The organism is Arthrobacter sp. FW306-2-2C-D06B, from assembly GCF_021789175.1.
GTDB lineage: Bacteria > Actinomycetota > Actinomycetes > Actinomycetales > Micrococcaceae > Arthrobacter.
Genome location: NZ_CP084560.1, coordinates 912,403 through 932,873, shown reverse-complemented (window position 1 = coordinate 932,873; position 20,471 = coordinate 912,403). Strand labels below are relative to the sequence as shown.

Genomic DNA, 20,471 nt, shown 5'->3' with positions numbered 1-20,471 from the left:
CGGCCACGAGGAGGCGCGCCCCCGCGTCTACAGCTCCGGAACAGCTTCCTGGGCCACAGCCGTCGCCTCCGCGAACTGGGTGTTGTACAGCTCGGCGTAGCGACCGTCCGCGGCGAGGAGCTCTGCGTGGGTGCCGCGCTCAACGATCGATCCGTCCTCCACCACCAGGATGACATCGGCCGCCCGGATGGTGGAGAGGCGGTGGGCGATCACGACGGCGGTGCGTCCCTCGAGTGCCTCGCCCAAGGCCGCCTGGACAGCGGCTTCGTTCGTGGAATCCAGGGCCGCCGTGGCTTCGTCGAGGATAACGACCCTCGGTTGGGCGATGAGGAGGCGTGCAATGGTGAGCCGCTGGCGTTCCCCGCCCGAAAGACGGTAGCCGCGCTCACCCACGACGGTCTCCAGGCCATCCGGCAAGGAGCGGACCATCGCTTCGAGCCGGGCGCGCCGAAGCACGTCCCACATCTCCTCGTCCGTCGCTCCTGGCCGGGCCAACCGCAGGTTGGAGGCGATGCTTTCATGGAAGAGGTGGCCATCCTGGGTGACCATGCCCAGGGTCGCCCGGAGGGAGTCGAACGTTGCGTCCCGGACATCCAGGCCGGTACCTTGCCCATGCCCGCCCAATCGCACGGCGCCGGAGTCGACGTCGTACAGGCGGGACAGCAGCTGGGCCACGGTTGACTTGCCCGCACCCGAGGACCCTACGAGCGCCACGGTTTGCCCGGGCTCCACGCGGAAGCTGATTCCGTGCAGGACCTCTTCGCCGCCGCGGGCATCAAGCGTCGCCACTTCCTCCAGCGACGCAAGGGACACCTTCTCCGCGGACGGATAGCCGAAGCGGACGTCGTCGAACTCCACGGCAACAGGTCCAGAAGGCACGGCGACCGCGTCGGGCTTCTCCTGGATGAGCGGCTTAAGGTCCAGGATCTCGAAGACCCGCTCGAAGCTGACCAGCGCGCTCATGACCTCAACGTGGGCACTCGACAACGCGGTGAGGGGCGCATAGAGGCGGGTGAGCAGCAGTGCCAGCACGACGACGTCGCCCGCCGCCAGCTGCCCGCTCAGCGCAAGCCAACCGCCCAGTCCGTAGACGAGCGAAAGGGCCAGTGCGGAAACCAGTGTCAATGCGGTGATGAACGTGAACTGCAACATGGCGGTGCGGACACCGATATCCCGTACACGGCCGGCGCGCAGCGCGAACTCGGCGGACTCTTCATCCGGGCGGCCGAACAGTTTGACGAGCGTGGCGCCGGGTGCGGAGAAACGCTCTGTCATTTGGGTGCCCATGGCCGCGTTGTGGGACGCGGCTTCACGCCGGAGGTCGGCCAGCTTGGAGCCCATGCGGCGTGCGGGGATGAGGAAGATCGGCAGAAGCACCATCGCCAGGACCGTGACCAGCCAGGACGTGTTGAGCATGACCACGAGGGTCAGGACCAAGGACACGACGTTGCTGACCACTCCGGAGAGCGTGCCCGCGAAAGCCGACTGGGCTCCGATGACGTCGTTGTTGAGCCGGCTGACGAGGGCTCCGGTGCGGGTCCGGGTGAAGAAGGCTATGGGCATGCGTTGCACATGGTCGAACACCCGCGTCCGCAGGTCAACGATCACGCCTTCGCCGATCACGGAAGACAGCCACCGGGTCAGCAATCCCACTCCGGCGTCGGCGACGGCCACCGCAGCGATGAGAGCGGCAAGCCCGATCACGACGTCCACGCCCGCTTTGGCGATGAGCGCGTTCACCACTTTGCCGGCCAGCACCGGGGTGGCCACCGCAAGGAAGGCGCCGGCAATGGAGGCCAGTACGAAGGCGATCAGCTTGTTGCGGTACGGTTTCGCGAAAGCGAGGACGCGCTTGATGGTTTCCCGCGAAAACGGCTGGGAGCCGCTCTTGGCCCGGGTGATGTTGTAGAGCGAGCGCCAAGCGACGCCATCCATGCTCATGGCTTGTGATTCCCCATTCCGGAAGTGTGGTGCAGTTCGGTCACGGTGCCGTTGTCAAGGTGCCAGCGGGAATCGAGCCGGACGTTTTCGAGCAAGCGGCGGTCGTGCGTGACCAGCAGGAGCGCGCCTTCGTAGCCGTCGAGCGCATCCTCGAGCTGCTCGATCGCCGGCAGGTCGAGGTGGTTGGTTGGTTCGTCGAGGACCAGCAGGTTGACGCCGCGGGCCTGCAGCAGCGCGAGCGCCGCCCGGGTGCGTTCGCCCGGGGACAAGGAATCCACGGTCCGGGAGGTGTGGTCCGCCTTGAGGCCGAACTTGGCCAGCAGGGTCCGGACATCCGCGGAGTTCCATTCGATCAGGACGGATTCGACGGCGTCTGCCAGGGTGAGGTGCCCCGCCAGCAGTCCGCGGGCTTGGTCTATCTCGCCGATCGCCACGGATGCACCCATGGAGGCGTCTCCGGCGTCGGGCTGTTGAAGCCCCAGCAGGAGCCGCAGGAGGGTGGACTTTCCTGCGCCGTTGGGTCCGGTGATGCCAATGCGTTCGCCGGCGTTGAGCTGGAGGTTGACGGGTCCAAGCGTGAAGTCGCCTTGATGTGCGACGACGTCGCGCAAGGTTGCGACGACCGAGCTGGAGCGCGGTGCCTGGCCGATGCTGAACTGCAGCTGCCATTCCTTGCGCGGCTCTTCCACCTCGTCAAGCCGGGCGATGCGGGACTCCATCTGACGGACTTTCTGGGCCTGCTTCTCCGAGGACTCCACGCTCGCAGCCCTGCGGATTTTGTCGTTGTCCGGGCTCTTCTTCATGGCGTTGCGGACGCCCTGTGAGCTCCATTCGCGCTGCGTCCGGGCCCGGGAGACGAGGTCAGCCTTGGTGTTGGCGAATTCCTCGTAGCGTTCGCGGGCGTGCCGTTTTGCCACCGCCCGCTCTTCGAGGAAGGAATCGTAACCGCCGTCGTAGACTGCCACGCTGTTCTGGGCAAGGTCCAGTTCCAGCACCTTGGTGATGCAGCGTGCCAGGAACTCCCGGTCATGCGAGACCAATACGGCGCCGCCGCGAAGGCCCTGGACGAATGATTCAAGCCGGGCGAGTCCGTCGAGGTCAAGGTCATTGGTGGGTTCGTCGAGGAGCACGACGTCGAAACGGCTCAGCAGGAGCGCCGCCAAGGCAACGCGCGCGGCCTGTCCGCCGGACAGGCCGGTCATGAGCGCATCCGGACCGGATTCCAGGCCAAGTTCCGCCAATACCGCGGGGATGCGGTCCTCCAGGTCCGCGGCTCCCGACGCCATCCAGCGGTCAAAAGCCAGGGAGTAAGCGTCGTCGGCATCCGCGGTCCCGGCCGCGAGGCCCTCGGCGCCGGCTTCCATCTCGGCCGTGGCCTGGGCGCAACCCGTGCGGCGCGCAATGTAGGCGGCCACGGTTTCGCCGGGGGTACGTTCGTGTTCCTGGGGCAGCCAGCCGACAAAAGCGTCGCTGGGAGCGAGGCTGACCGTGCCCTCCTGGGGCCGGTCAGCTCCTGCGAGGATGCGCAACAGGGTGGATTTCCCGGCGCCGTTGGCGCCGACGACACCCACGACATCTCCCGGCGCGACAGTGAGGGAGAGCTTCGAGAACAAGGTGCGGTGACCGTGGCCGCCGGAGAGCTCTTTGGCGACAAGCGTTGCAGTCATTGGTCTATCCTCTCACTGCTCCGCCCTTGAGCGGAAAGGCCGGGGCATGGAAGAACCCGCTGGTCCGTACTTGGGGGGTGTGCGGACCAGCGGGTTCGAGAATCAAGCATAATTCAATGTGCGCGCATCGTAAAATCGACCTCGCAGTCCTCGCAGGAACCGTCGTCCAGAAACCTCCTGCGGGAAACCGTCTATCAGAAAGTGGTTCATGTCCCTCCCCTCCAAGGCGTTCCAACGCTGGCTGCACGGGGTCGCCCCGAACACCAGCACGGCCGATGTCTGCCGCTCTTCGGGAGTGAAACGCACCACGCTGGCCCAACAATTGGTCCGGGGCAAGGTGGCCGAGAGTTCACTCGTGAGCATCAGCCGGGCCTTCGACATGAACCCCTTCGACGCATTGGCACAATTCGATGCCTACGCGGCGCTTCGCGGGACCCCGGTTCCCCCCACCGATGCGGAACTCCTTAGCCAGGTCTCCACCATGGACCTGCTGCGTGCAGTCGTCGAGCGCTCGAACCCTCGGGACGCCGTGCCGCCCTTGATCCTCGCGGAGACCCCGCACCCGAGCTCAGTCAGGAACTGGGTGGACGCGATCGACGACGGCGAGCTGCGGCACCGGGTGAGCGGCGCCACCGGGATCGCACCGCAGAACTTCTCCGCGCATCTGACAGCCAACCGGCTACCCCCGGAACTGGCCTTGGCAACGTCCCGGGCAGCCGGCGTCGGACCGGCCGGAGGCCTCGTGGCCAGCGGCCTCGTCACCGAGGCGGAGGCGGGATGGCCCACCGGGGCGCGGAGGGAGGCCCTGGACCGGATGACCGAAGGCGAATTGGCACTGTTGGCCGGAGAGCGGCTGCAGGCCCTCGGCAAGGCCCTGCGCCGCCATGAGCATGAGCTCGACCACACGAACAGAATCTGGGAGAACCTGGGATGACCACCGTGTTGGCGTGGGCCACCCTCTCCATTTGCCTCGTTTTGACGGCCATTCGCATTCCCAGCGCCCTCCGGGGCGAGAACCGGATGATGTTCGTCCTGTTCGCTCTGATTTCCCTCGACATCCTGCTGAGCATCGAGGGTCCTTATTTGTTGATCGACGCATGGCTGGGCAGCTTTAACCTCTGTAACCTGCTGCTTCGGTTCATGCTCTACGGAACGTTCCTGCTCATGGGCATCAAGGTGGCGAGGGCCTTTGCTTCACCCGGCGGGGAACGAGCCATCCGTGGCCCCGTTGGCTTGGCCGTTTTGGGAGCAACCGCGGTGCTCACGGCCTTCTTCTTCTTCTCGATGGACACCTCGAGTTCCACCGTGGGCCTGAATGACCTGGACCCGGGGCCAGCCCTTGATACTTATGCGGCCTTGGGCAGGTTCTACCCGGGCTACGTTGCCGTATGCCTCATCCCGGGTATGTGGCGGTCCGTTCGAGGACCGGGTCCGGTTCTGCTCCGCGCCGCCTCCGCGACATTGCTCCTGGGCCTCGGTTTGCTGATCGCGTCGCAGGTCTTTCCGCTCATCCCGCTATCCAATACGTGGCTGCGGCCGCTCATCAACTACTCTGCCGCGTTGGCGACTGCACTTGGCTTGGGAGGCATCTGGCTGTCCAAAATCGTTGCCAGCCGGACTCGCCGCACGGTAACGTAAAAACATACCGCGTAACCTCTTTCATGAATCCATTATATCGTGCCATAATTATGAATGTGTGAAGGCGACGCAGCCTGACCTTTGAATCAATGAACGGGTTTCCAAGGTTCGTGGCGCGTGCGGGAGCACTTTTGGGGGGATGAGTGGTGGCGGGCTGTTGGGGACCGCCCCCACTCAGCCTTTTTAAGCGTCCTCCCGTGTACGCCCGCAGCACCCGGGTACGGTCCCGTGACTAAGATGGCTTTCATGAAGAGCCTGCTTACCCGCCGCACAGCACTGTCCGCAACCCTTGCCGCCGTCGCGCTGGCACTGACCGCTTGTGGCGGCGGCTCCTCGCCGTCGTCGACGTCGGGTGGAGACACCTCGCTGTCGGCCATCAAGTCCAAGGGCGAGATCGTCATCGCCACCGAAGGCACCTACCGGCCGTTCAGCTTCCATGAGAATGGGGCCGGTCCCCTCACGGGCTTCGACGTCGAAATCGCCCAGGCCGTGGCCGCCAAGCTCGGGGTAAAGGCGACCTTCCAGGAAACCCAGTTCGATGGCATCTTCGCGGGCCTGGATTCCAAGCGCTTCGACGCTATTGCCAACCAGATTTCCATCAACCCTGAGCGCACGGCCAAGTATGACTTCTCGGCCCCGTACACGATCTCCAATGGCGTCGTCGTGACCAAGTCGGATAACAACTCCATCAACAGCTTCGCCGATCTCAAAGGCAAGACCACGGCCCAGTCATTGACCAGCAACTTCTACAAGATGGCAGTTGACGCAGGCGCCAACGTCCAGTCCGTCGAGGGCTGGGCGCAAGCCGCCACCTTGGTCCGCCAGGGCCGCGTCGACGCAACCGTCAACGACAAGCTGACCTACCTCGACTACGCCAAGAGCACCCCGGACTCCGGCTTGAAGATCGCCGCGGAAACCACCGACAAGACGCAGAGCGCCATGGTCTTCCGCAAGGGATCCACCGAGCTCAAGGCCGCAGTGGACAAAGCGCTCACGGACCTTCGAGCCGACGGCACCCTCGCCAAGATCTCCCAGAAGTACTTCGGCGCAGACGTTACCAAGTAGCCGGGGGCCGAACAGATGACCTTCAACTGGGACCTCGTCTGGAGTTCCTTCGGGCCAATCATCGGCGGCGCCGTCACAGGAACCATCCCCTTGACCCTGGCCTCGTTCGCGATTGGCCTGGCGTTGGCGCTGCTCGTCGCCCTCTTGCGCCTGAGCCCCAACAGGCTGCTCTCGGCCGTCGCGCGCTTCTATGTGTCCGTGATCCGCGGGACGCCCCTCCTGGTGCAGTTGTTCGTGATCTTCTATGGCCTCCCGAGCCTTGGCGTGAAGCTGGAGCCGTGGCCGAGCGCCATCATCGCGTTTTCCCTCAATGTGGGCGGCTACGCTGCCGAGGTCATCCGCGCCGCAATCCTGTCGGTGCCCAAGGGCCAATGGGAGGCCGGGCACACCATCGGAATGTCGCGGCCGCAAACGCTCGTGCGGATCATCCTCCCGCAAGCGGCCAGGGTCTCGGTGCCCCCGCTGTCCAACACCTTCATTTCCCTTGTGAAGGACACCTCGCTGGCTTCGCTCATCCTGGTCACCGAGCTTTTCCGCAACGCCCAGCAGATCGCCGCGTTCAGCCAGGAATTCATGATCCTGTACCTCGAATCCGCACTGGTCTACTGGGTCATTTGCCTCGTCCTCTCCACGGGCCAGTCCGCCCTGGAGCGTAGATTGGACCGTTATGTCGCCCACTGAGCCCAGCAACGCCCTCCAAGGAAACTCCTCGCTGGTGCTGTCCGCACGGGACCTTGCCAAAGCCTTCGGCAGCAACGAGGTGCTGAGCGGCATCGACATCGATGTCCGCCGCGGACAAGTGGTCGCCTTGATCGGGCCTTCCGGTTCTGGAAAGACGACGGTCCTGCGCTCGCTCAACGGTCTCGAGGTGCCCGACGCCGGCACGGTCACCTTCGGGGACGCCGACGCCGGTACGGTCCGGGGGTCCGGCGCGGGACTGACCCTCGATTTCGCGGGCACAGTGGGCAAGCGGGAGATCGCCGCCCTCCGGGACCGCAGTGCCATGGTGTTCCAGCACTACAACCTGTTCCCGCACATGACGGTGCTCAAGAACATCATCGAAGGACCACTCCAAGTCCAGAAACGGCCCAGGGCTGAAGTCGTGGCGGAGGCCGAGCGGCTCCTCGCCCGGGTGGGCCTCGCAGACAAACGCGACGCGTACCCCTTCGAGCTGTCAGGCGGCCAGCAACAACGCGTGGGAATCGTGCGTGCCTTGGCCCTCAAACCCCAACTGCTGCTCTTCGACGAGCCCACCTCTGCCCTGGACCCGGAACTCGTGGGTGAAGTGCTGGGCGTCATCAAGGAACTTGCCGACGAAGGGTGGACCATGGTGATTGTGACGCACGAGCTCGCCTTCGCCCGCCAGGTTGCCGACGAAGTCATCTTCATGGACGGTGGCGTGGTGGTCGAGCGAGGACCCGCCGCGGAGGTCTTGCGGGAGCCCCGCGAGGAACGGACCAAGCAATTCGTCAAACGCCTCCAGCACGACGTTTGAGGCCCAACTGACTCGCAGTTGTTGTCGTTTTGGGCCTCCTAAACGACAACAACTGCGAGTCAGTTGGGCAGGCACTCAGCGGCTGAAACGCAAGGTCACCAACTGGAACGGGCGCAGGGTCAATTCGACGGCACCGGCTCCGGGCGTCACTCCGGGAGCCTCGACGGGGCGCTCCAGCAGGTCCACGGATTGCACCATCCGGGAATCGAAATTCGCCGTGATGAGGCCCGTGGAACGTTCACCCAGCGATTCGTAAAGCCTCACGATGACATCTCCGGAGCCGTCCTCGGCAAGCTTGACGGCTTCGATGACCAGCGCTTGGTTGAACACCGTGAAGAGCGGCTCCACAGGATTCGCACCCGCCAGGAGCCTCGGTTTGAGGTTGGTCCGGTAGCCCTCCTCCACGGCCCCGCCGATGCTGGCGCCGGGCCGGATGCTCAGATCCAGGACGTGCACACCGAGGTCGGCCTGGGGGTCCGGGAACTTGGGCGCCCGCAGCAGTGACACACGGACGTTGGTGGTGGTTCCGCCGTCGTCGCGGATGGTCCGGGTGACGTCGTGCCCGTAGCTTGACGCGTTGGAGATGGCGACGCCGTAACCCGGCTCTGCCACGTGGATCCAGCGGTGGGCGCAGAATTCGAACTTGGCGGCTTCCCAGGACGTGTTGGTGTGCGTCGCCCGGAATACGTGCCCGAACTGGGTCTCGGAGGCGGATCGGTCGGCACGGACATCCAGCGGGAACCCGATCTTCAGGAGTTTCTCGTGTTCCTGCCAGTCCACCGTGGTGGAAATGCCGAGGGATTCCGCGCCCGCTTCGAGGGAAATGCGCTGCGTGATAGTGGAGGAGCCGACGGTCCGCTCCACGACGACGACGGCGTCCCACCCCGCGCTTTCCAGCGTCACCGATCGCGCCTCGACTACGGAGACGACGTTCCGGCGGTAGAACTCATCGATGTCCCAGGCATCCCATTCGTTGGGCGTGTCCCGGTGGAGTTCAAGGTGGTTGCCGAACATCCCGGGCGCAATGGCTTCGCGGCCGGTCGCGTAATCCGAGAGGGAGGTCAGCAGGCCGTTGGCGTCCAGTACCGCGCGGATGACGCCGTTGTCCAGAACATAGCCGCCGGCGCGTTCTGTGACATTGACCGGATTATCCTGGTGAACCGCTTCCGCAGCGGCGAGCGCGGGAACCCCGCTGCGCTCATGCGGGGCCGCATTGAGCAGGAAGAGGGTGTCCCCCTGGCCCAGGATGGCCGAAGCGGCATCCGCGATGATGCCTTCCAGGTCCCGGGCGATCGCGGCATAGTTCCGCTCCGCATCCTGGTGGACCCACGCGATGGCGCTGCCCGGCAGGATGTCGTGGAACTGCTGCAACAGCACAAGCCGCCACAAGCGCTTGAGGTCCGCCGCAGGATAAGTGAACGAACCGGGAGTCCGTACTGCCGCCGTCGAGCACCAAAGCTCGGCCTCGCGCAACAGGTGCTCCGAGCGGCGGTTCCCCTGTTTGGTGTTTGCCTGGCTCGTGTAGGTGCCCCTGTGTAGCTCGAGGTACATCTCCCCCACCCAGACCGGGAGGTTGTGGTACTCGGCCTCTGCCTGCTTGAAGAACTCTTCGGCGGTTCCCATGCGCACCTTCGGCGAGCCTTCCAGGTCCGCCGTCCGGTGGGCTGCGGCAACCATTTCGCGCGTTGGTCCGCCACCGCCGTCGCCGTAACCGAAGGGGACCAGCGAAATGGTGCCCCGGCCGTGCTCCCGGTAGTTGCGCTGGGCATGGGCGAGTTCGCGGCCGTGGAGCTCGGAGTTGTAGGTGTCCACAGGCGGGAAGTGGGTGAAAAGCCGCGTGCCGTCGATGCCCTCCCAATTGAAGGTGTGGTGCGGCATCTTGTTGACCTGGTTCCAGGAGATCTTCTGGGTCAGGAACCACCGGGAACCAGCGGACTTGACGATCTGCGGGAGGGCCCCGGAATATCCGAAGGAGTCAGGGAGCCAGGCTTCCTGGCAGTCGACGCCGAACTCCTGCAAGAAGAAGCTCTTGCCCTCCACGAATTGGCGGGCCATGGCCTCGCCGCCGGGCATGTTGGTGTCCGATTCCACCCACATGCCGCCGACCGGCACGAATTGCCCGGCCTTTACTTTCTCCCGGATCCGGATGAAGAGCTCAGGATAGAACTCCTTCATCCACGCCAATTGCTGCGCCGAGGAGCAGGAGAAGACAAAATCGGGGTTCTCATCCATGAGGGCCACGACATTGGAGAACGTGCGGGCGCATTTGCGGATGGTTTCACGGACCGGCCAGAGCCAGGCCGAGTCGATGTGCGCGTGGCCGGTGGCCAGAAGTTCGTGGGCCGAGGCGTAAGCGGGCCGGCTCAAGACCTCGGCGAGGGCTTCCCTGCCGGCGGCTGCGGTGCCCGCGACATCGTCCGGGTCCATGACGTCAAGCATGCGCTCAAAGGCGCGGAGGATCTCATGGCGCCGAGGCAGTTCGAAAGGTAGCTCGTGCATCAGCCCGCTGAGGGTCCAGATGTCCTGGTGGAGCTCCCACACCACCTCGTTGAGTTCGGCTATGGCTATGCGTCCGAACCGGTAGCGAAGCTCGTCTCCGGAGGTGGATTTGTCGCCCAATGGGGTTGCCGCGAAGCTCCACCCCTGGCTGAGATCCGGATTGGCGGCGGCTTCCACGTAGAAGTCCACCGAGAGCCCGCCACCCAGAAGCTTCAGCGGGACGTGCTGGTTGCGCGGGGAGATGGCCTTGATGATGGTGCCGTCGTGCCGCCAGGCGATGCCTTCGCACTGGAATCCGGGGGCGTCGTTGCTGAACCCCAGATCGACGACGATCTCCACCGTCGTGCCATCGGCAACTCCCCAGCCCTCCGGAACCTCACCCCGAAGCCGCAGCCACTTGGTGCTCCAGGCCCTGCCCCACGCAGCACCGTGTTCCTGGGGTTCAAAAACCTGGCGGAGTGCTTCCGAGACCGGAACCGGCTCTCCAGGGGCATCCCAGCTGCTCAGTTCGAGAGGCAGTGCGCGGCCATAGATGGCGGGGGCTATCCGCTCCCGGACAAAACGTTCGAGCCGCTTCTCGGTGATCCGGCGGTCGTCGTGCAATTGAAGTCCCCTTTGGCGGTGGGCTGGTAGAGATGCTTCCTTACCGAGATGAGCAGCCTACTAAGCAAGGTCATTGTCCGGAGGAAACGGATTCCATTCGATGGATAAAATCTACGTTGTTCCTGAACAATAGCAAAGTGATTGGCGGCTATCCCTGCAAGTCCCTTGTCCCCACCGGAACACCCACCCGGTCACTGCCCGCGTAGACGTTGAGGCTGGTCCCCCGGCTGAAGCCCACCAGGGTCAAACCGGTCTCCTGCGCGAGCTCCACGGCAAGGCTGGACGGTGCGCTGACGGCGGCCAGGACCGGGATTCCTGCGAGCGCCGCCTTCTGGACGAGCTCGAAGGATGCCCTCCCGGAGACCTGCAGGACGGTGCCGCGCAGGGGCAACATTCCTTCGCGCAACGCCCAGCCCACCACTTTGTCCACGGCGTTGTGCCTGCCCACGTCTTCCCGCAGGCACAATAGCTCGGCAGCGCCGCCTGCGCCGTCGTCGTGGATCCGGAAGAGTCCGGCGGCATGCACTCCCCCGGTCTTGTCGAAGACCGCTTGTGCTTCGCGGAGACGGTCGGGCAAGGAAGCCAGAACCTCGACCGGGACGCTCAGGGCGTCATCCGCCGGGTTGAAGTGGGAGGATTTGCGCACTGCCTCGATGGAGTCGGTGCCGCAGATCCCGCACGAGCTGGAGGTGTAGACGTTGCGGCCCGTCTCGGGAAGGACAACGTCGGGACGCAACTGCGCCTCCACGACGTTGAAGGTCTGAACGCCGTTCTCGTCCTCGCCGGCGCAGAAGCGCAGCGAAATGAGCTGGGCCGGGTCCCAGATGACACCTTCGGAGACCAGGAAGCCCGCCACGAGGTCGAAATCGTCGCCGGGAGTCCGCATGGTCACCGAGAAGGACATGTGCCCGAGGCGCACCTCGAGCGGCTCCTCGACCGCCAGGAAGTCCTCGCGGTAGCGGACCGGGTGCTCCAGCGCCTGGGCGGAGCCATCCAGGACGAATTTGTGCACCTTGCGGCGCTGGGTCACCCGTCCCATCAGATACCCACCGTCCCGGCAGCTTCCTTGTGTTCGGCAGGTTCACCGTGCTTGACGAACCGTACCGTCATGGCCTTGTAGCCGGGCGTGTTGGATTCGCGGGCAACGAGTTCCCGGTGGACCAGGGCGTTGGCCTCCGGGAAGTACGCGGCCGCGCAACCCTTGGCAGTGGGGTAGGCAACCAGCCGGAACCTGTCCGCCCGGCGTTCCGTTCCGCCGAAAGTGGAGATGACGTCCACCATGTCCCTGTCCTCGAAGCCGAGCTCGCTGAGATCGTCCTCGTGGACCAGGATGACCCGGCGGCCTTCGGAAATGCCCCGGTAGCGGTCGTCCAAGCCGTAGAACGTGGTGTTGTACTGGTCGTGGCTGCGGACCGTCTGGAGGATCAGGTGGCCGGCCGGGGCTTCAAGGTATTCCAGCGGGCTCACGGTGAATCGCGCCTTGCCGATGTCCGTGGCGAACGTGCGGGTGTCGCGTGGTGGATTGGGCAGGACGAAGCCGTTCTTGGTCCTCACCCTTGCGTTGAAGTCCTCGAAACCGGGGATCACCCTGGAGATGTGGTCCCGGATGACGTCATAGTCCTCGGCCATGGCACGCCAATCCACAGGGTGGTTGTCCCCGAGGACCGCCTGTGCCATGCGTGCGACGATGACAGGTTCGCTGAGCAAATGCTCCGAGACCGGGGTCAAGCGGCCTTGGGTGGTGTGGATGACGGACATGGAGTCTTCCACGGAGAGGATCTGCCGTCCGCCCGGGTGTTTGTCGTCCGTATCCGTTCTGCCCAGGGTAGGCAGGATCAGGGAGGTCTTGCCGTGCACCACGTGCGCACGGTTGGGCTTGGTGGAGATGTGCACCGTCAGCCCGGCCCTCTTGAGCCCTTCCTCCAGCGCGACGGTGTCCGAGCCCGCCGCGGCGAAGTTGCCGCCCATGGAAACGAACACATCCACCTCGCCCTTCTCCAAGGCGTGTTGGGTTTCCACGGAGTCGTACCCGTGCGCCCGGGGCGTGGTGAATCCAAACTCTTTGTCCAAGGCTGCCAGGAAGGCCTCGGAAGGCTTCTCCCAGATCCCCATGGTGCGGTCGCCCTGCACGTTGGAGTGGCCGCGGACGGGACAGGCGCCGGCGCCGCGCTTGCCGAAGTTTCCCTGCAAGAGCAGCAGGTTGATGATTTCCCGCAGGGTATCCACGGAGTGGGGCTGCTGCGTCAGGCCCAGCGCCCAGCAAATGATGGTGCCCTTCGAGGCGGCCAGCATGCCGGCCACCTTGGTGATTTCAATGCGGCTCAAGCCCGTGGCACGTTCCGTCTCGACCCAATCCAGCGCTGCCCGGGCCTCGGCGTAGGCCTCGAAGCCGTCGGTCTGCGCGTCGATGAAGGCGCGATCAACCACCGTTCCCGGCTGCCGCTTCTCCTCTTCCAGCAGGAGGTGGCCCAGCGCCTGGAACAAGGCAAGGTCGCCGCCCACCTTGATCTGCAGGAATTCATCGGCGATGTCCGTGCCACCACCCACCACACCGTTGAGCGACTGCGGATCCTTGAAGTTCAAGAGCCCGGCTTCCGGCAGAGGATTGACGGCGACAACCTTGCCGCCGTTATTCTTGCAATCGCGCAAGGCGGAGAGCATACGCGGATGGTTCGTGCCCGGGTTCTGGCCCACGACGAGCACCAGTTGCGCTTCGTGGATGTCTTCCAGCGAGACTGTGCCCTTGCCGATCCCGATGGTCGGGTTGAGGGCGCTCCCCGAGGACTCGTGGCACATGTTCGAGCAGTCGGGCAGGTTGTTGGTGCCCAGGCTGCGGGCGAACAGCTGGTACATGAACGCGGTCTCGTTGGCCGTGCGCCCCGAGGTGTAGAAAACGCACCGGTCCGGCGTGGTGGCATTCACGTGCTCGCCGATCAAGGCGAAAGCATCCGTCCAGCTGATCGGCGAATAGTGTGTGTCGCCCGGGCGGATGACGACCGGTTCGGCAATGCGGCCTTGGCTGCCGAGCCAGTATTCGGTCTTGTCCTCGAGTTCGGCCAAGGAGTGCCGGGCCCAGAACTCCGCGCCGACCACGCGCGTTGTGCTCTCCTCGGCGATTGCCTTGGCCCCGTTTTCACAGAACTCGGCTGGACTGCGTTTGCCGGTGATGGACTCCGGCCAGGCGCAGCCGGGACAGTCGAAACCGTCCCGTTGGTTGACGCGGAGCATTGACTTGACGGTCCGGCTGACGCCCGCTTGGGCCCAACCGCGTTCCAATGCCACGGTGACTGCCTTGACGCCCGCGGCGGAGCGCTTGGGTGGGTGGATCTGGAGGTCATCTTCGTTGATGTCCTGCTCGGGTGCATGCCTGTTCATGCCCCCATCATTGCAAGGCCTGACTCTCTAATCCACCCGCGTCCATTCGGCATCGGAACTCTCAGCCCGTCAGCGCGCTCCAGTCGACCGGCCCGGACGAAACCTTGCGGGCCGGCTTGGCAGGAGTCTTCCTGGACTTGTCCTCCGAGGACTTCGGCAGGGGAAGCGGCGGCCCCCACGGCAAGGGAAAAGCGGGCACTGCCTCGCCCAGTTGCACGCCGTGCGGCGGCACCACCATGACTCCGTCCGCACTAGCGAGGCCGCGCATCATCCCGGGCCCTGCATGCTGGGCCGGCGAGGCCAAGCCGTACACCAACCTGAAGGGAAGCAAGCGCGTGCGCCCGGGATCGGCGTCGAGCATGGCACCGCAAGGAACCTCGCCGACCTCCGGCAGCGCCCTGTGCCCCAGCCCCGCGAGAAGCGGTGCACCGATCGTGAAGAGGACCATCATGGCCGCGAGCGGATTGCCGGGGAGACCCAGCACAAAGCGACCGTCCGGGAGTTCGGCCAAAACGCCGGGATGTCCCGGACGCATCGCAATTCCATCGATCAGCAAACGGCCGCCAAGATCCGCAATAGCCCGCCGGAAGTGGTCCGTCCCCGAACGGCCGGTCCCACCGGTGGTGATGACGACGTCGGCGGGTGGCGCGTCCGGCGACAGCTCGCCTTCTTCAAGGCCCCCGAGCCACTCTTCATAGGAGTCGCCCACCTTGATTTGCTCGCCGCGGATCCCGCCAAGGAGCTCGACGACGGCGCCAAGCTGGGGACCGAAGGTATCCCTCACCCGGCCGGGGACCGGGACACCCGCGGTCACCACTTCAGAGCCGGTCAGGAGCATTTTCACGAGGGGCTTGCCCAGCACGTCGAGTTCATCACGCCCGGCCAAGGCAGCCAGGGCGAGATGGGCCGGGTTCAAGACAACGCCCGATTTGATGAGCAGCTCGCCCGCCGCAGCTTCTTCACCGGCGTTGCGGATATGTTGGCCATTGCGCGGTTCGCCCGGCCTGGCGTTCCCGCCGAGCGCGAGCAGCGGCAAGCCATCCTCGTCCGTGGTCAGGACCCCGCTCTCGCTCCGTAGCACGGCCTTGGCCCCCGGCGGGATCAGGCCGCCGGTTGCAATCGGGCTCGCTTGGTGCGGGGCCAGGCGGTGGCCGGCTTCGGCGAGGATCCATGGGCCGCTGCCGTTGACCGCCCAGCCATCCATCGCGGAGGACGCGTAGTGCGGCAGGTCCTGCAGGGCGTGGACATCCGAGGCCAAGGTCCTGCCGATGGCGTCCTTCAGTGAAACGGGCGCGGCGGGAATGGGCGTGGCACTGTCGAAGGCAAGTTGCCGTGCCTCGGCCCACAAGTGGTCGGCATGTGGGACATGCTCCGGGGTTTCCGTCATCCGGCGTCGGTTCCGGGGTTCGTGTAGTCCTTCGCGAGCGTGCGTGCAAGGCCCATGGCGGAATCCATCGACGCAGCTTGAGTCGCTTGTCCCGAACCCGCGGCAAGTCCGGCCGCGAAGCCCGCAATGAAGGTGGTCAAGGGAGCCGCCGGCCGGACCACGGAGTGGGCTGCAACGCCTGCCAGGGACAGGATCTCGTTGATGTCGATCTCGACGTCTTCCAGCTCATATGCTTGCAGCAGGCTCCTGCACCATTCCTCGAGCGTTTCTTCCTGGCTCTTCACGATCCGCCTCCACTGTCCGGTACAGCTGTTGTCACGGCAGGTCGCCGTCCACTCCAAGCGCCGCGGCATCCTCCCAGGTATCCACGTCATCGGTGGACCCCGCGGGGACAGGCACGGCCAGCAGATCAAGCCTAGCAAGCAGGCGGAAAACCGCGGCGTTGGCCAGGCCACCTTGTGCTGCCGCAGCCTGAACTTCCCGTTGTAGAGCGGATACCCTGTAGATCCCGAGCAGCGGCTGCTTCCGTCCATCGGCGGAAATGGACATGGCCCCTTCCGTGTCTCCGTGGCCGGCAAGTTCCTGGAGCAGGACCGGAACGGCGGCGGCGGCCAGGGGCATATCGCAGGCAAGGACGAGGACCCAAGGCGCGTGCTCCGTCGACGGACTGCGTTGCCCTAGGCGGAGGAGTCCGGCGGCGATCGCGGCGGCCGGTCCGGAGTAGGGCGGGTCCTCCCGCGCGGTCAATGTGCCGTCCGGCAAAGTGCCGGTATCCGGCCCGACGACGACGACCCTCCCGGCCCCGCGCGCGGCCGCGACGGCACGCTGAAGGAGGGTGGCGCCGTCGTACCTCAACTGGGCTTTGGGCACGCCGCCGAGGCGGGAGGACTTGCCGCCCGCCAATATCACCGCATCAAAGTGCACCCGCCCAGATTACCCGGGAAGCGCGCTCAATTCCGGTTCAGGCCGCCGATTCGGGCAGGAGAAAGGGATCCCATGCGGGCGCAGGTTTCTCAAGCTCCTTGATCTGCCAGATAGTCCCGGTGGGCGCCGCCGGAGTGAACCTCAGTTTCCAGCCCATCTCGGCTGGGGTGTGGTCACTCTTGGCGTTGTTGCAGCGCAAGCACGCTGCCACCAGGTTTTCCCAGGAATCCGCGCCGCCCCTGGATTTGGGGTGGACGTGGTCAATGGTGTGCGCTGCTTTCCCGCAGTAGGCGCAACGGTGACCGTCGCGGCGCAAGACGCCGCGGCGTGTAACCGCCGTGATGGTGTTGTACCTCGGCCGGATGTAGCGATTGAGCAGAATCACGGAGGGACGTCCGAGAATCTCCTGTGGCCCGACGACAGGCTCGTCGCCTTCGGCCACTACGCTCGCTTTTCCGGTGAGCACAAGGACCAGCGCCCGGCGGAAGGTTACTACCGCCAGCGGTTCATATCCAGCATTAAGAACGAGTGTGCGCATGCACGTACCTCTTCACGGCCGCACCCGTCAGGGGCGCGAGGGCCGGCTGCCCTCTGCATGTACGGGCTGTGGATCGACAACCTAAGAGTAAACACCCGGAGGCCAGATCAGCGAATCCTTGCAGGAGTTCCAGCGCGGTGTCGGTCAAAGTTCATGTGCCGGACACATAAGCGCATGCTGGTTAAAACAGAACATCCCCGCTGGCGGACCAGCAGGGATGTTCCAGTGAAGCTATGTAGCCGGAGCTATTTAGCCACCAACGCGGATGAAGACCGGGCCGGAGCCAACGTTCACGCTGTAAAGGGCGGTGGTGCCGCCGTTCCAGCCGCCGTGGACTGCCATGCCGTTGCCGACATAAACGGCGATGTGGGCCATGCCCATGCCACCGTTCTGGTAGTAGACCAGGTCGCCCGGCTGCGCTTCAGCAGCGCTGACCGTGCGGCCAAGGGAGAGGTAGTCTGCCGGCCAGCCGTGGAAGTTGATCCCCACGGCGGCCAGGGAGTTCGAAGCCAGGGCGGTGCAGTCCTGGGCAACGCCAAGCTGTGCGTAAGCTGCGGCAGCAATTGCTGCGCCCTTGCCGCTGGCAACTTTCGTGGCGGGTGAAACAGCTGCGGTGACGGAGAGCGTCGAGGAGCCGGTAGCGGTACCCGTCGCAGCCTTCGTGGCCGGAGCAGCTTCCTGCGTGGCAACCGGAGCTGCGACAACCGGAGCAGCTTCGGTGGAGACCGCCGGGCGCTCGTACTTGATGGCCACGGAGGAGTCGGCCGAAATGCTGGCTTGGGCGATCGACTGGACTTCCAGTGCGGAGGTCGAAGTGGACTCGCGGGGGACGTTGATTTCTGCAGCGTTTGCTGCGATACCGCTAGTAAGCACCAGACCGGAAGCAGCTGCGATAACCGCTGCCTGACGGCCTACGCCGCCGGCGTTGCTGCCGACAGTCTTAGCGATAACGGCAAGCGAGTTGGTCTTGGTGACCGCGGCACGGTGGCGCGCAACAGTAGAGCGTGAAGACACGTTAAGAGGCCTCTCCCTATGCCCGCGAGGTAAGCTGTCGGATTCGGATGGGAGTCATCCGGCCACACTTCTCCCTCTCGGAAGTTGTGCGACTTAACCCCAAGGCCATCGGTGAAGATGACCAAAAGTTGGGTCCCCCGCCTCTGCCAGACGATGTTTTGCGAACGGAACCTCGAGCAGTGGCAGAGCTAGGCAATCCACTCGAGTGCATCAACTCTCTAAAAGTTGATGCGTCTTAGACGGTACATGAGTTTTGGCTGAATGTCACATTCAGGTCACGGAGCGTGACAAGCATGCGAGAGGCTTCCATCGGATTGGCTACAGCCAGCCCAAGGGGTCAACGACGTCGCCGTTGACCATGACTTCAAAATGGAGGTGGCAGCCCGTGGAGGCGCCGGTGGTGCCGCTCAGTGCGATGACATCGCCCCGGCTGACCGTCTGGCCCACCTGGACGTTGAAGGACGACAAATGGTTGTACGTGGTTTCCAGGCCGTTGCCGTGGTCCACCACAACGCGGTTTCCGCCGCCGTACGGATGCCAGCCGGCGAAAGTGACCTTGCCGGCCGCGGCAGCATGGACCTGGGTGCCGCACTGGGCCACGAAGTCCTGGCCTCGGTGGAACTCCCCCAAACCGCCCGTGATGGGATTCACGCGGTAGCCGAAAGGCGAGGCCGTTGCCAGGGTGTCCAGAGGCGCCCCCAGGGTGCCCTTGGAGGAAGACGTCTTGATAGTGCCGACGGACTGCGCACTCAGGAGCTGCTTGAGCTTGCCGTCCGGATCTGCCGTGGTGGAAACCGCAGCACGGCTGAAGTCGATCGTGGCGCTTGCCGCGGCGGGAATCTCAGGCTGGGTGCCCACTGCCAAGGCGGTCTGGTTCGACTCGGGCGTGGCCGTCATGGCGCCGGCGCCCGGCATGGCGACCGTCAGGATGAGGCCAGTAGCGGCAAGGGCCACTCCGGCCTTCTGCCCTGCTCCGCTCGCGGCGGCAAACTCGGCCATCTGCCGCAAAGGACCCTTGCGGCGGCGTAGTTCGCGATGGGGATCGCGGGGCCGCTCGTGCTCGACGGCGCTTATGCTCCGCAGCTCAGCAGTAGGACCGGACGCGCGCCTGCGGCCCCTGGTGTTCTGCGTGGTCAAGGTTTTCCTCTCTGGCAAGCCTGCGAAGTTAGCTGTCGGATTCGGGCCAGAGAGATCGTGGACCCGGTCCGCGCGAAGGGCGCGAAGCGCAAGCTCCCCGGTGGGGCCTTGCGCTGTTCGCACTTCAGCTGCGGACTTCACCCCAAGGCCGTCTTTCGACAGCCGATGGTGGTTCCTCCGCTTCTGCCAGTGAATGGACTAATCCACCTGATCCGCTGGCAGAACTCGGCTTCGGATCAGGTAACGCTTTGGTATCGGCGCCAATATTTAACTATAGGGGATTAAGCCCCCGCAGTAATAATTTCGTTATCTTTGCCGGCTGCCTCGCCTGGCCGGCTAGGAGATCGTGACAAACACGTGCGACGCAACCTCAGGCGGCAGCTCCAGCGCGCCGTCGATATCGGGCACCCGAACGGAGATGTACTCCCCCACGCGCTCCAGGGAGACCCTGGCGCCGGGGCGGATTCCGCCCTCGTCCAGCTGCACCAGAAGTTCGGGCTCCACCTGGATCGGTTCAGCCAGTCGACTGACGGTGACCCTGTTTTCAGGTGAGTATTCGTTCATCGCGTCAAGAAGATTGACCACGCCATCCGTAAAGGCGTGGGACGCGACTCCCCCCAGCGCTTCGAGTCCGGGAATGGGGTTGCCGTAAGGCGATTCCGTGGGGTGGTCCAGCAGTTCATAGAGCCGCCGTTCCACGCGCTCACTCATGACATGCTCCCAGCGGCATGCTTCATCGTGGACGTAGGCCCAGTCCAGTCCAATCACATCTGCCAGGAGCCGTTCGGCGAGCCGGTGCTTGCGCATGACCTCGGTGGCGCGTTTCCGGCCCGTTTCAGTCAGCTCAAGGTGCCTGTCGTTGGACACAATCACCAGACCGTCGCGCTCCATGCGTCCGATCGTCTGGGAAACGGTGGGGCCGGAGTGCCGCAAGCGCTCGGCGATGCGTGCGCGAAGAGCCACGATGTTCTCTTCTTCAAGCTCCAAAATGGTCCGAAGATACATCTCAGTGGTATCGATCAGATCCGTCATCCAGCTCAGCTCCTCGAGCGCAGTATCTTGCGTATTTTCGCCAGCTCCAAGCTTAGCTTATTTGGAATTACTCCGGATAATTCCGGCGCTTCTCCAGCGCCAGCCGAACAAGTGCTTTCCACGTGGCGGACTATGACAGCTTCGGTTCTGCCCCCG

The 20,471-nt window shown here is 64.7% G+C and carries 17 protein-coding genes and 2 riboswitches; of the genes, 5 read left to right on the top strand and 12 right to left on the bottom strand.

Annotated features, from left to right (window positions below; genetic code table 11):
• Positions 1-27: 27 nt before the first annotated feature.
• Together LFT47_RS04565 and LFT47_RS04560 are read right to left on the bottom strand one after the other, a co-directional pair.
• Complete coding sequence (locus LFT47_RS04565; RefSeq protein WP_236815711.1) at positions 28-1,941, bottom strand: ABC transporter ATP-binding protein; 1,914 nt, start codon at positions 1,939-1,941, stop codon at positions 28-30.
• On the bottom strand, positions 1,938-3,608 hold the full coding sequence (locus LFT47_RS04560) for an ABC-F family ATP-binding cassette domain-containing protein (protein ID WP_236815710.1): 1,671 nt from the start codon (positions 3,606-3,608) through the stop codon (positions 1,938-1,940). Before LFT47_RS04560 ends, LFT47_RS04565 begins: the two co-directional genes overlap by 4 nt.
• A gap of 208 nt (positions 3,609-3,816) precedes the next feature.
• Between LFT47_RS04560 and LFT47_RS04555 the strand changes: the two genes are divergently transcribed.
• The 5 genes from LFT47_RS04555 (at position 3,817) to LFT47_RS04535 (ending at position 7,806) form a co-directional block, all read left to right on the top strand.
• Complete coding sequence (locus LFT47_RS04555; protein WP_236815708.1) at positions 3,817-4,542, top strand: hypothetical protein; 726 nt, start codon at positions 3,817-3,819, stop codon at positions 4,540-4,542.
• A complete protein-coding gene (locus tag LFT47_RS04550; RefSeq protein WP_236815704.1) occupies positions 4,539-5,246 on the top strand; it encodes a hypothetical protein in 708 nt (235 codons plus the stop codon). Before LFT47_RS04555 ends, LFT47_RS04550 begins: the two co-directional genes overlap by 4 nt.
• A gap of 246 nt (positions 5,247-5,492) precedes the next feature.
• The gene (locus LFT47_RS04545) at positions 5,493-6,311 is read left to right on the top strand and encodes an amino acid ABC transporter substrate-binding protein (protein WP_236815703.1); all 819 of its coding nucleotides are present in this window, start codon (positions 5,493-5,495) and stop codon (positions 6,309-6,311) included.
• A gap of 15 nt (positions 6,312-6,326) precedes the next feature.
• A complete protein-coding gene (locus LFT47_RS04540) occupies positions 6,327-6,992 on the top strand; it encodes an amino acid ABC transporter permease (RefSeq protein ID WP_236815702.1) in 666 nt (221 codons plus the stop codon).
• A complete protein-coding gene (locus LFT47_RS04535) occupies positions 6,979-7,806 on the top strand; it encodes an amino acid ABC transporter ATP-binding protein (protein ID WP_272909610.1) in 828 nt (275 codons plus the stop codon). Before LFT47_RS04540 ends, LFT47_RS04535 begins: the two co-directional genes overlap by 14 nt.
• Positions 7,807-7,881: 75 nt before the next feature.
• Here LFT47_RS04535 and LFT47_RS04530 read toward each other — a convergent pair whose 3' ends face one another.
• The 10 genes from LFT47_RS04530 to LFT47_RS04485 all read right to left on the bottom strand — a co-directional run bounded on the left by LFT47_RS04530 (position 7,882) and on the right by LFT47_RS04485 (position 20,315).
• Positions 7,882-10,908: an alpha-mannosidase gene (locus tag LFT47_RS04530; RefSeq protein ID WP_236815700.1), complete on the bottom strand. Its 3,027-nt coding sequence runs from the start codon at positions 10,906-10,908 to the stop codon at positions 7,882-7,884.
• A 148-nt stretch (positions 10,909-11,056) separates the two neighbouring features.
• Positions 11,057-11,947 carry a formate dehydrogenase accessory sulfurtransferase FdhD gene (fdhD, locus tag LFT47_RS04525; protein WP_236815698.1) on the bottom strand — a complete coding sequence of 297 codons (891 nt, stop codon included), beginning with the start codon at positions 11,945-11,947 and terminating at the stop codon, positions 11,057-11,059.
• On the bottom strand, positions 11,947-14,283 hold the full coding sequence (locus tag LFT47_RS04520; RefSeq protein ID WP_236815696.1) for an FdhF/YdeP family oxidoreductase: 2,337 nt from the start codon (positions 14,281-14,283) through the stop codon (positions 11,947-11,949). Before LFT47_RS04520 ends, fdhD begins: the two co-directional genes overlap by 1 nt.
• 61 nt (positions 14,284-14,344) lie before the next feature.
• Positions 14,345-15,670: a molybdopterin molybdotransferase MoeA gene (locus LFT47_RS04515; RefSeq protein ID WP_236815690.1), complete on the bottom strand. Its 1,326-nt coding sequence runs from the start codon at positions 15,668-15,670 to the stop codon at positions 14,345-14,347.
• Positions 15,667-15,954: a DUF6457 domain-containing protein gene (locus LFT47_RS04510; protein WP_236815689.1), complete on the bottom strand. Its 288-nt coding sequence runs from the start codon at positions 15,952-15,954 to the stop codon at positions 15,667-15,669. Before LFT47_RS04510 ends, LFT47_RS04515 begins: the two co-directional genes overlap by 4 nt.
• A 31-nt stretch (positions 15,955-15,985) precedes the next feature.
• Entirely contained in the window at positions 15,986-16,594 is a 609-nt protein-coding gene (mobA, locus tag LFT47_RS04505) for a molybdenum cofactor guanylyltransferase (protein ID WP_236815688.1), read from the bottom strand.
• Positions 16,595-16,631: 37 nt separating this feature from the next.
• A complete protein-coding gene (locus LFT47_RS04500; protein WP_028266173.1) occupies positions 16,632-17,132 on the bottom strand; it encodes an HNH endonuclease in 501 nt (166 codons plus the stop codon).
• Positions 17,133-17,381: 249 nt separating this feature from the next.
• The gene (locus LFT47_RS04495) at positions 17,382-18,146 is read right to left on the bottom strand and encodes an NlpC/P60 family protein (protein ID WP_236815686.1); all 765 of its coding nucleotides are present in this window, start codon (positions 18,144-18,146) and stop codon (positions 17,382-17,384) included.
• A 5-nt stretch (positions 18,147-18,151) separates the two neighbouring features.
• Positions 18,152-18,319, bottom strand: a riboswitch (cyclic di-AMP (ydaO/yuaA leader).
• Between the two features lie 145 nt (positions 18,320-18,464).
• The gene (locus LFT47_RS04490) at positions 18,465-19,283 is read right to left on the bottom strand and encodes a M23 family metallopeptidase (RefSeq protein ID WP_236815685.1); all 819 of its coding nucleotides are present in this window, start codon (positions 19,281-19,283) and stop codon (positions 18,465-18,467) included.
• A 2-nt stretch (positions 19,284-19,285) separates the two neighbouring features.
• A riboswitch (cyclic di-AMP (ydaO/yuaA leader) is annotated at positions 19,286-19,493 on the bottom strand.
• 126 nt (positions 19,494-19,619) lie between these two features.
• The gene (locus LFT47_RS04485) at positions 19,620-20,315 is read right to left on the bottom strand and encodes a metal-dependent transcriptional regulator (RefSeq protein WP_236815683.1); all 696 of its coding nucleotides are present in this window, start codon (positions 20,313-20,315) and stop codon (positions 19,620-19,622) included.
• Between the last annotated feature and the right edge of the window lie 156 nt (positions 20,316-20,471).

What these genes read in the sequence shown, in the direction of transcription:
- LFT47_RS04565 (WP_236815711.1), bottom strand. Translation starts at nt 1,941, where the DNA reads ATGAGCATGGATGGCGTCGCTTGGCGCTCGCTCTACAACATCACCCGG.
- LFT47_RS04560 (WP_236815710.1), bottom strand. Translation starts at nt 3,608, where the DNA reads ATGACTGCAACGCTTGTCGCCAAAGAGCTCTCCGGCGGCCACGGTCAC.
- LFT47_RS04555 (WP_236815708.1), top strand. Translation starts at nt 3,817, where the DNA reads ATGTCCCTCCCCTCCAAGGCGTTCCAACGCTGGCTGCACGGGGTCGCC.
- LFT47_RS04550 (WP_236815704.1), top strand. Translation starts at nt 4,539, where the DNA reads ATGACCACCGTGTTGGCGTGGGCCACCCTCTCCATTTGCCTCGTTTTG.
- LFT47_RS04545 (WP_236815703.1), top strand. Translation starts at nt 5,493, where the DNA reads ATGAAGAGCCTGCTTACCCGCCGCACAGCACTGTCCGCAACCCTTGCC.
- LFT47_RS04540 (WP_236815702.1), top strand. Translation starts at nt 6,327, where the DNA reads ATGACCTTCAACTGGGACCTCGTCTGGAGTTCCTTCGGGCCAATCATC.
- LFT47_RS04535 (WP_272909610.1), top strand. Translation starts at nt 6,979, where the DNA reads ATGTCGCCCACTGAGCCCAGCAACGCCCTCCAAGGAAACTCCTCGCTG.
- fdhD (WP_236815698.1), bottom strand. Translation starts at nt 11,947, where the DNA reads ATGGGACGGGTGACCCAGCGCCGCAAGGTGCACAAATTCGTCCTGGAT.
- LFT47_RS04520 (WP_236815696.1), bottom strand. Translation starts at nt 14,283, where the DNA reads ATGAACAGGCATGCACCCGAGCAGGACATCAACGAAGATGACCTCCAG.
- LFT47_RS04515 (WP_236815690.1), bottom strand. Translation starts at nt 15,670, where the DNA reads ATGACGGAAACCCCGGAGCATGTCCCACATGCCGACCACTTGTGGGCC.
- LFT47_RS04500 (WP_028266173.1), bottom strand. Translation starts at nt 17,132, where the DNA reads ATGCGCACACTCGTTCTTAATGCTGGATATGAACCGCTGGCGGTAGTA.
- LFT47_RS04485 (WP_236815683.1), bottom strand. Translation starts at nt 20,315, where the DNA reads ATGACGGATCTGATCGATACCACTGAGATGTATCTTCGGACCATTTTG.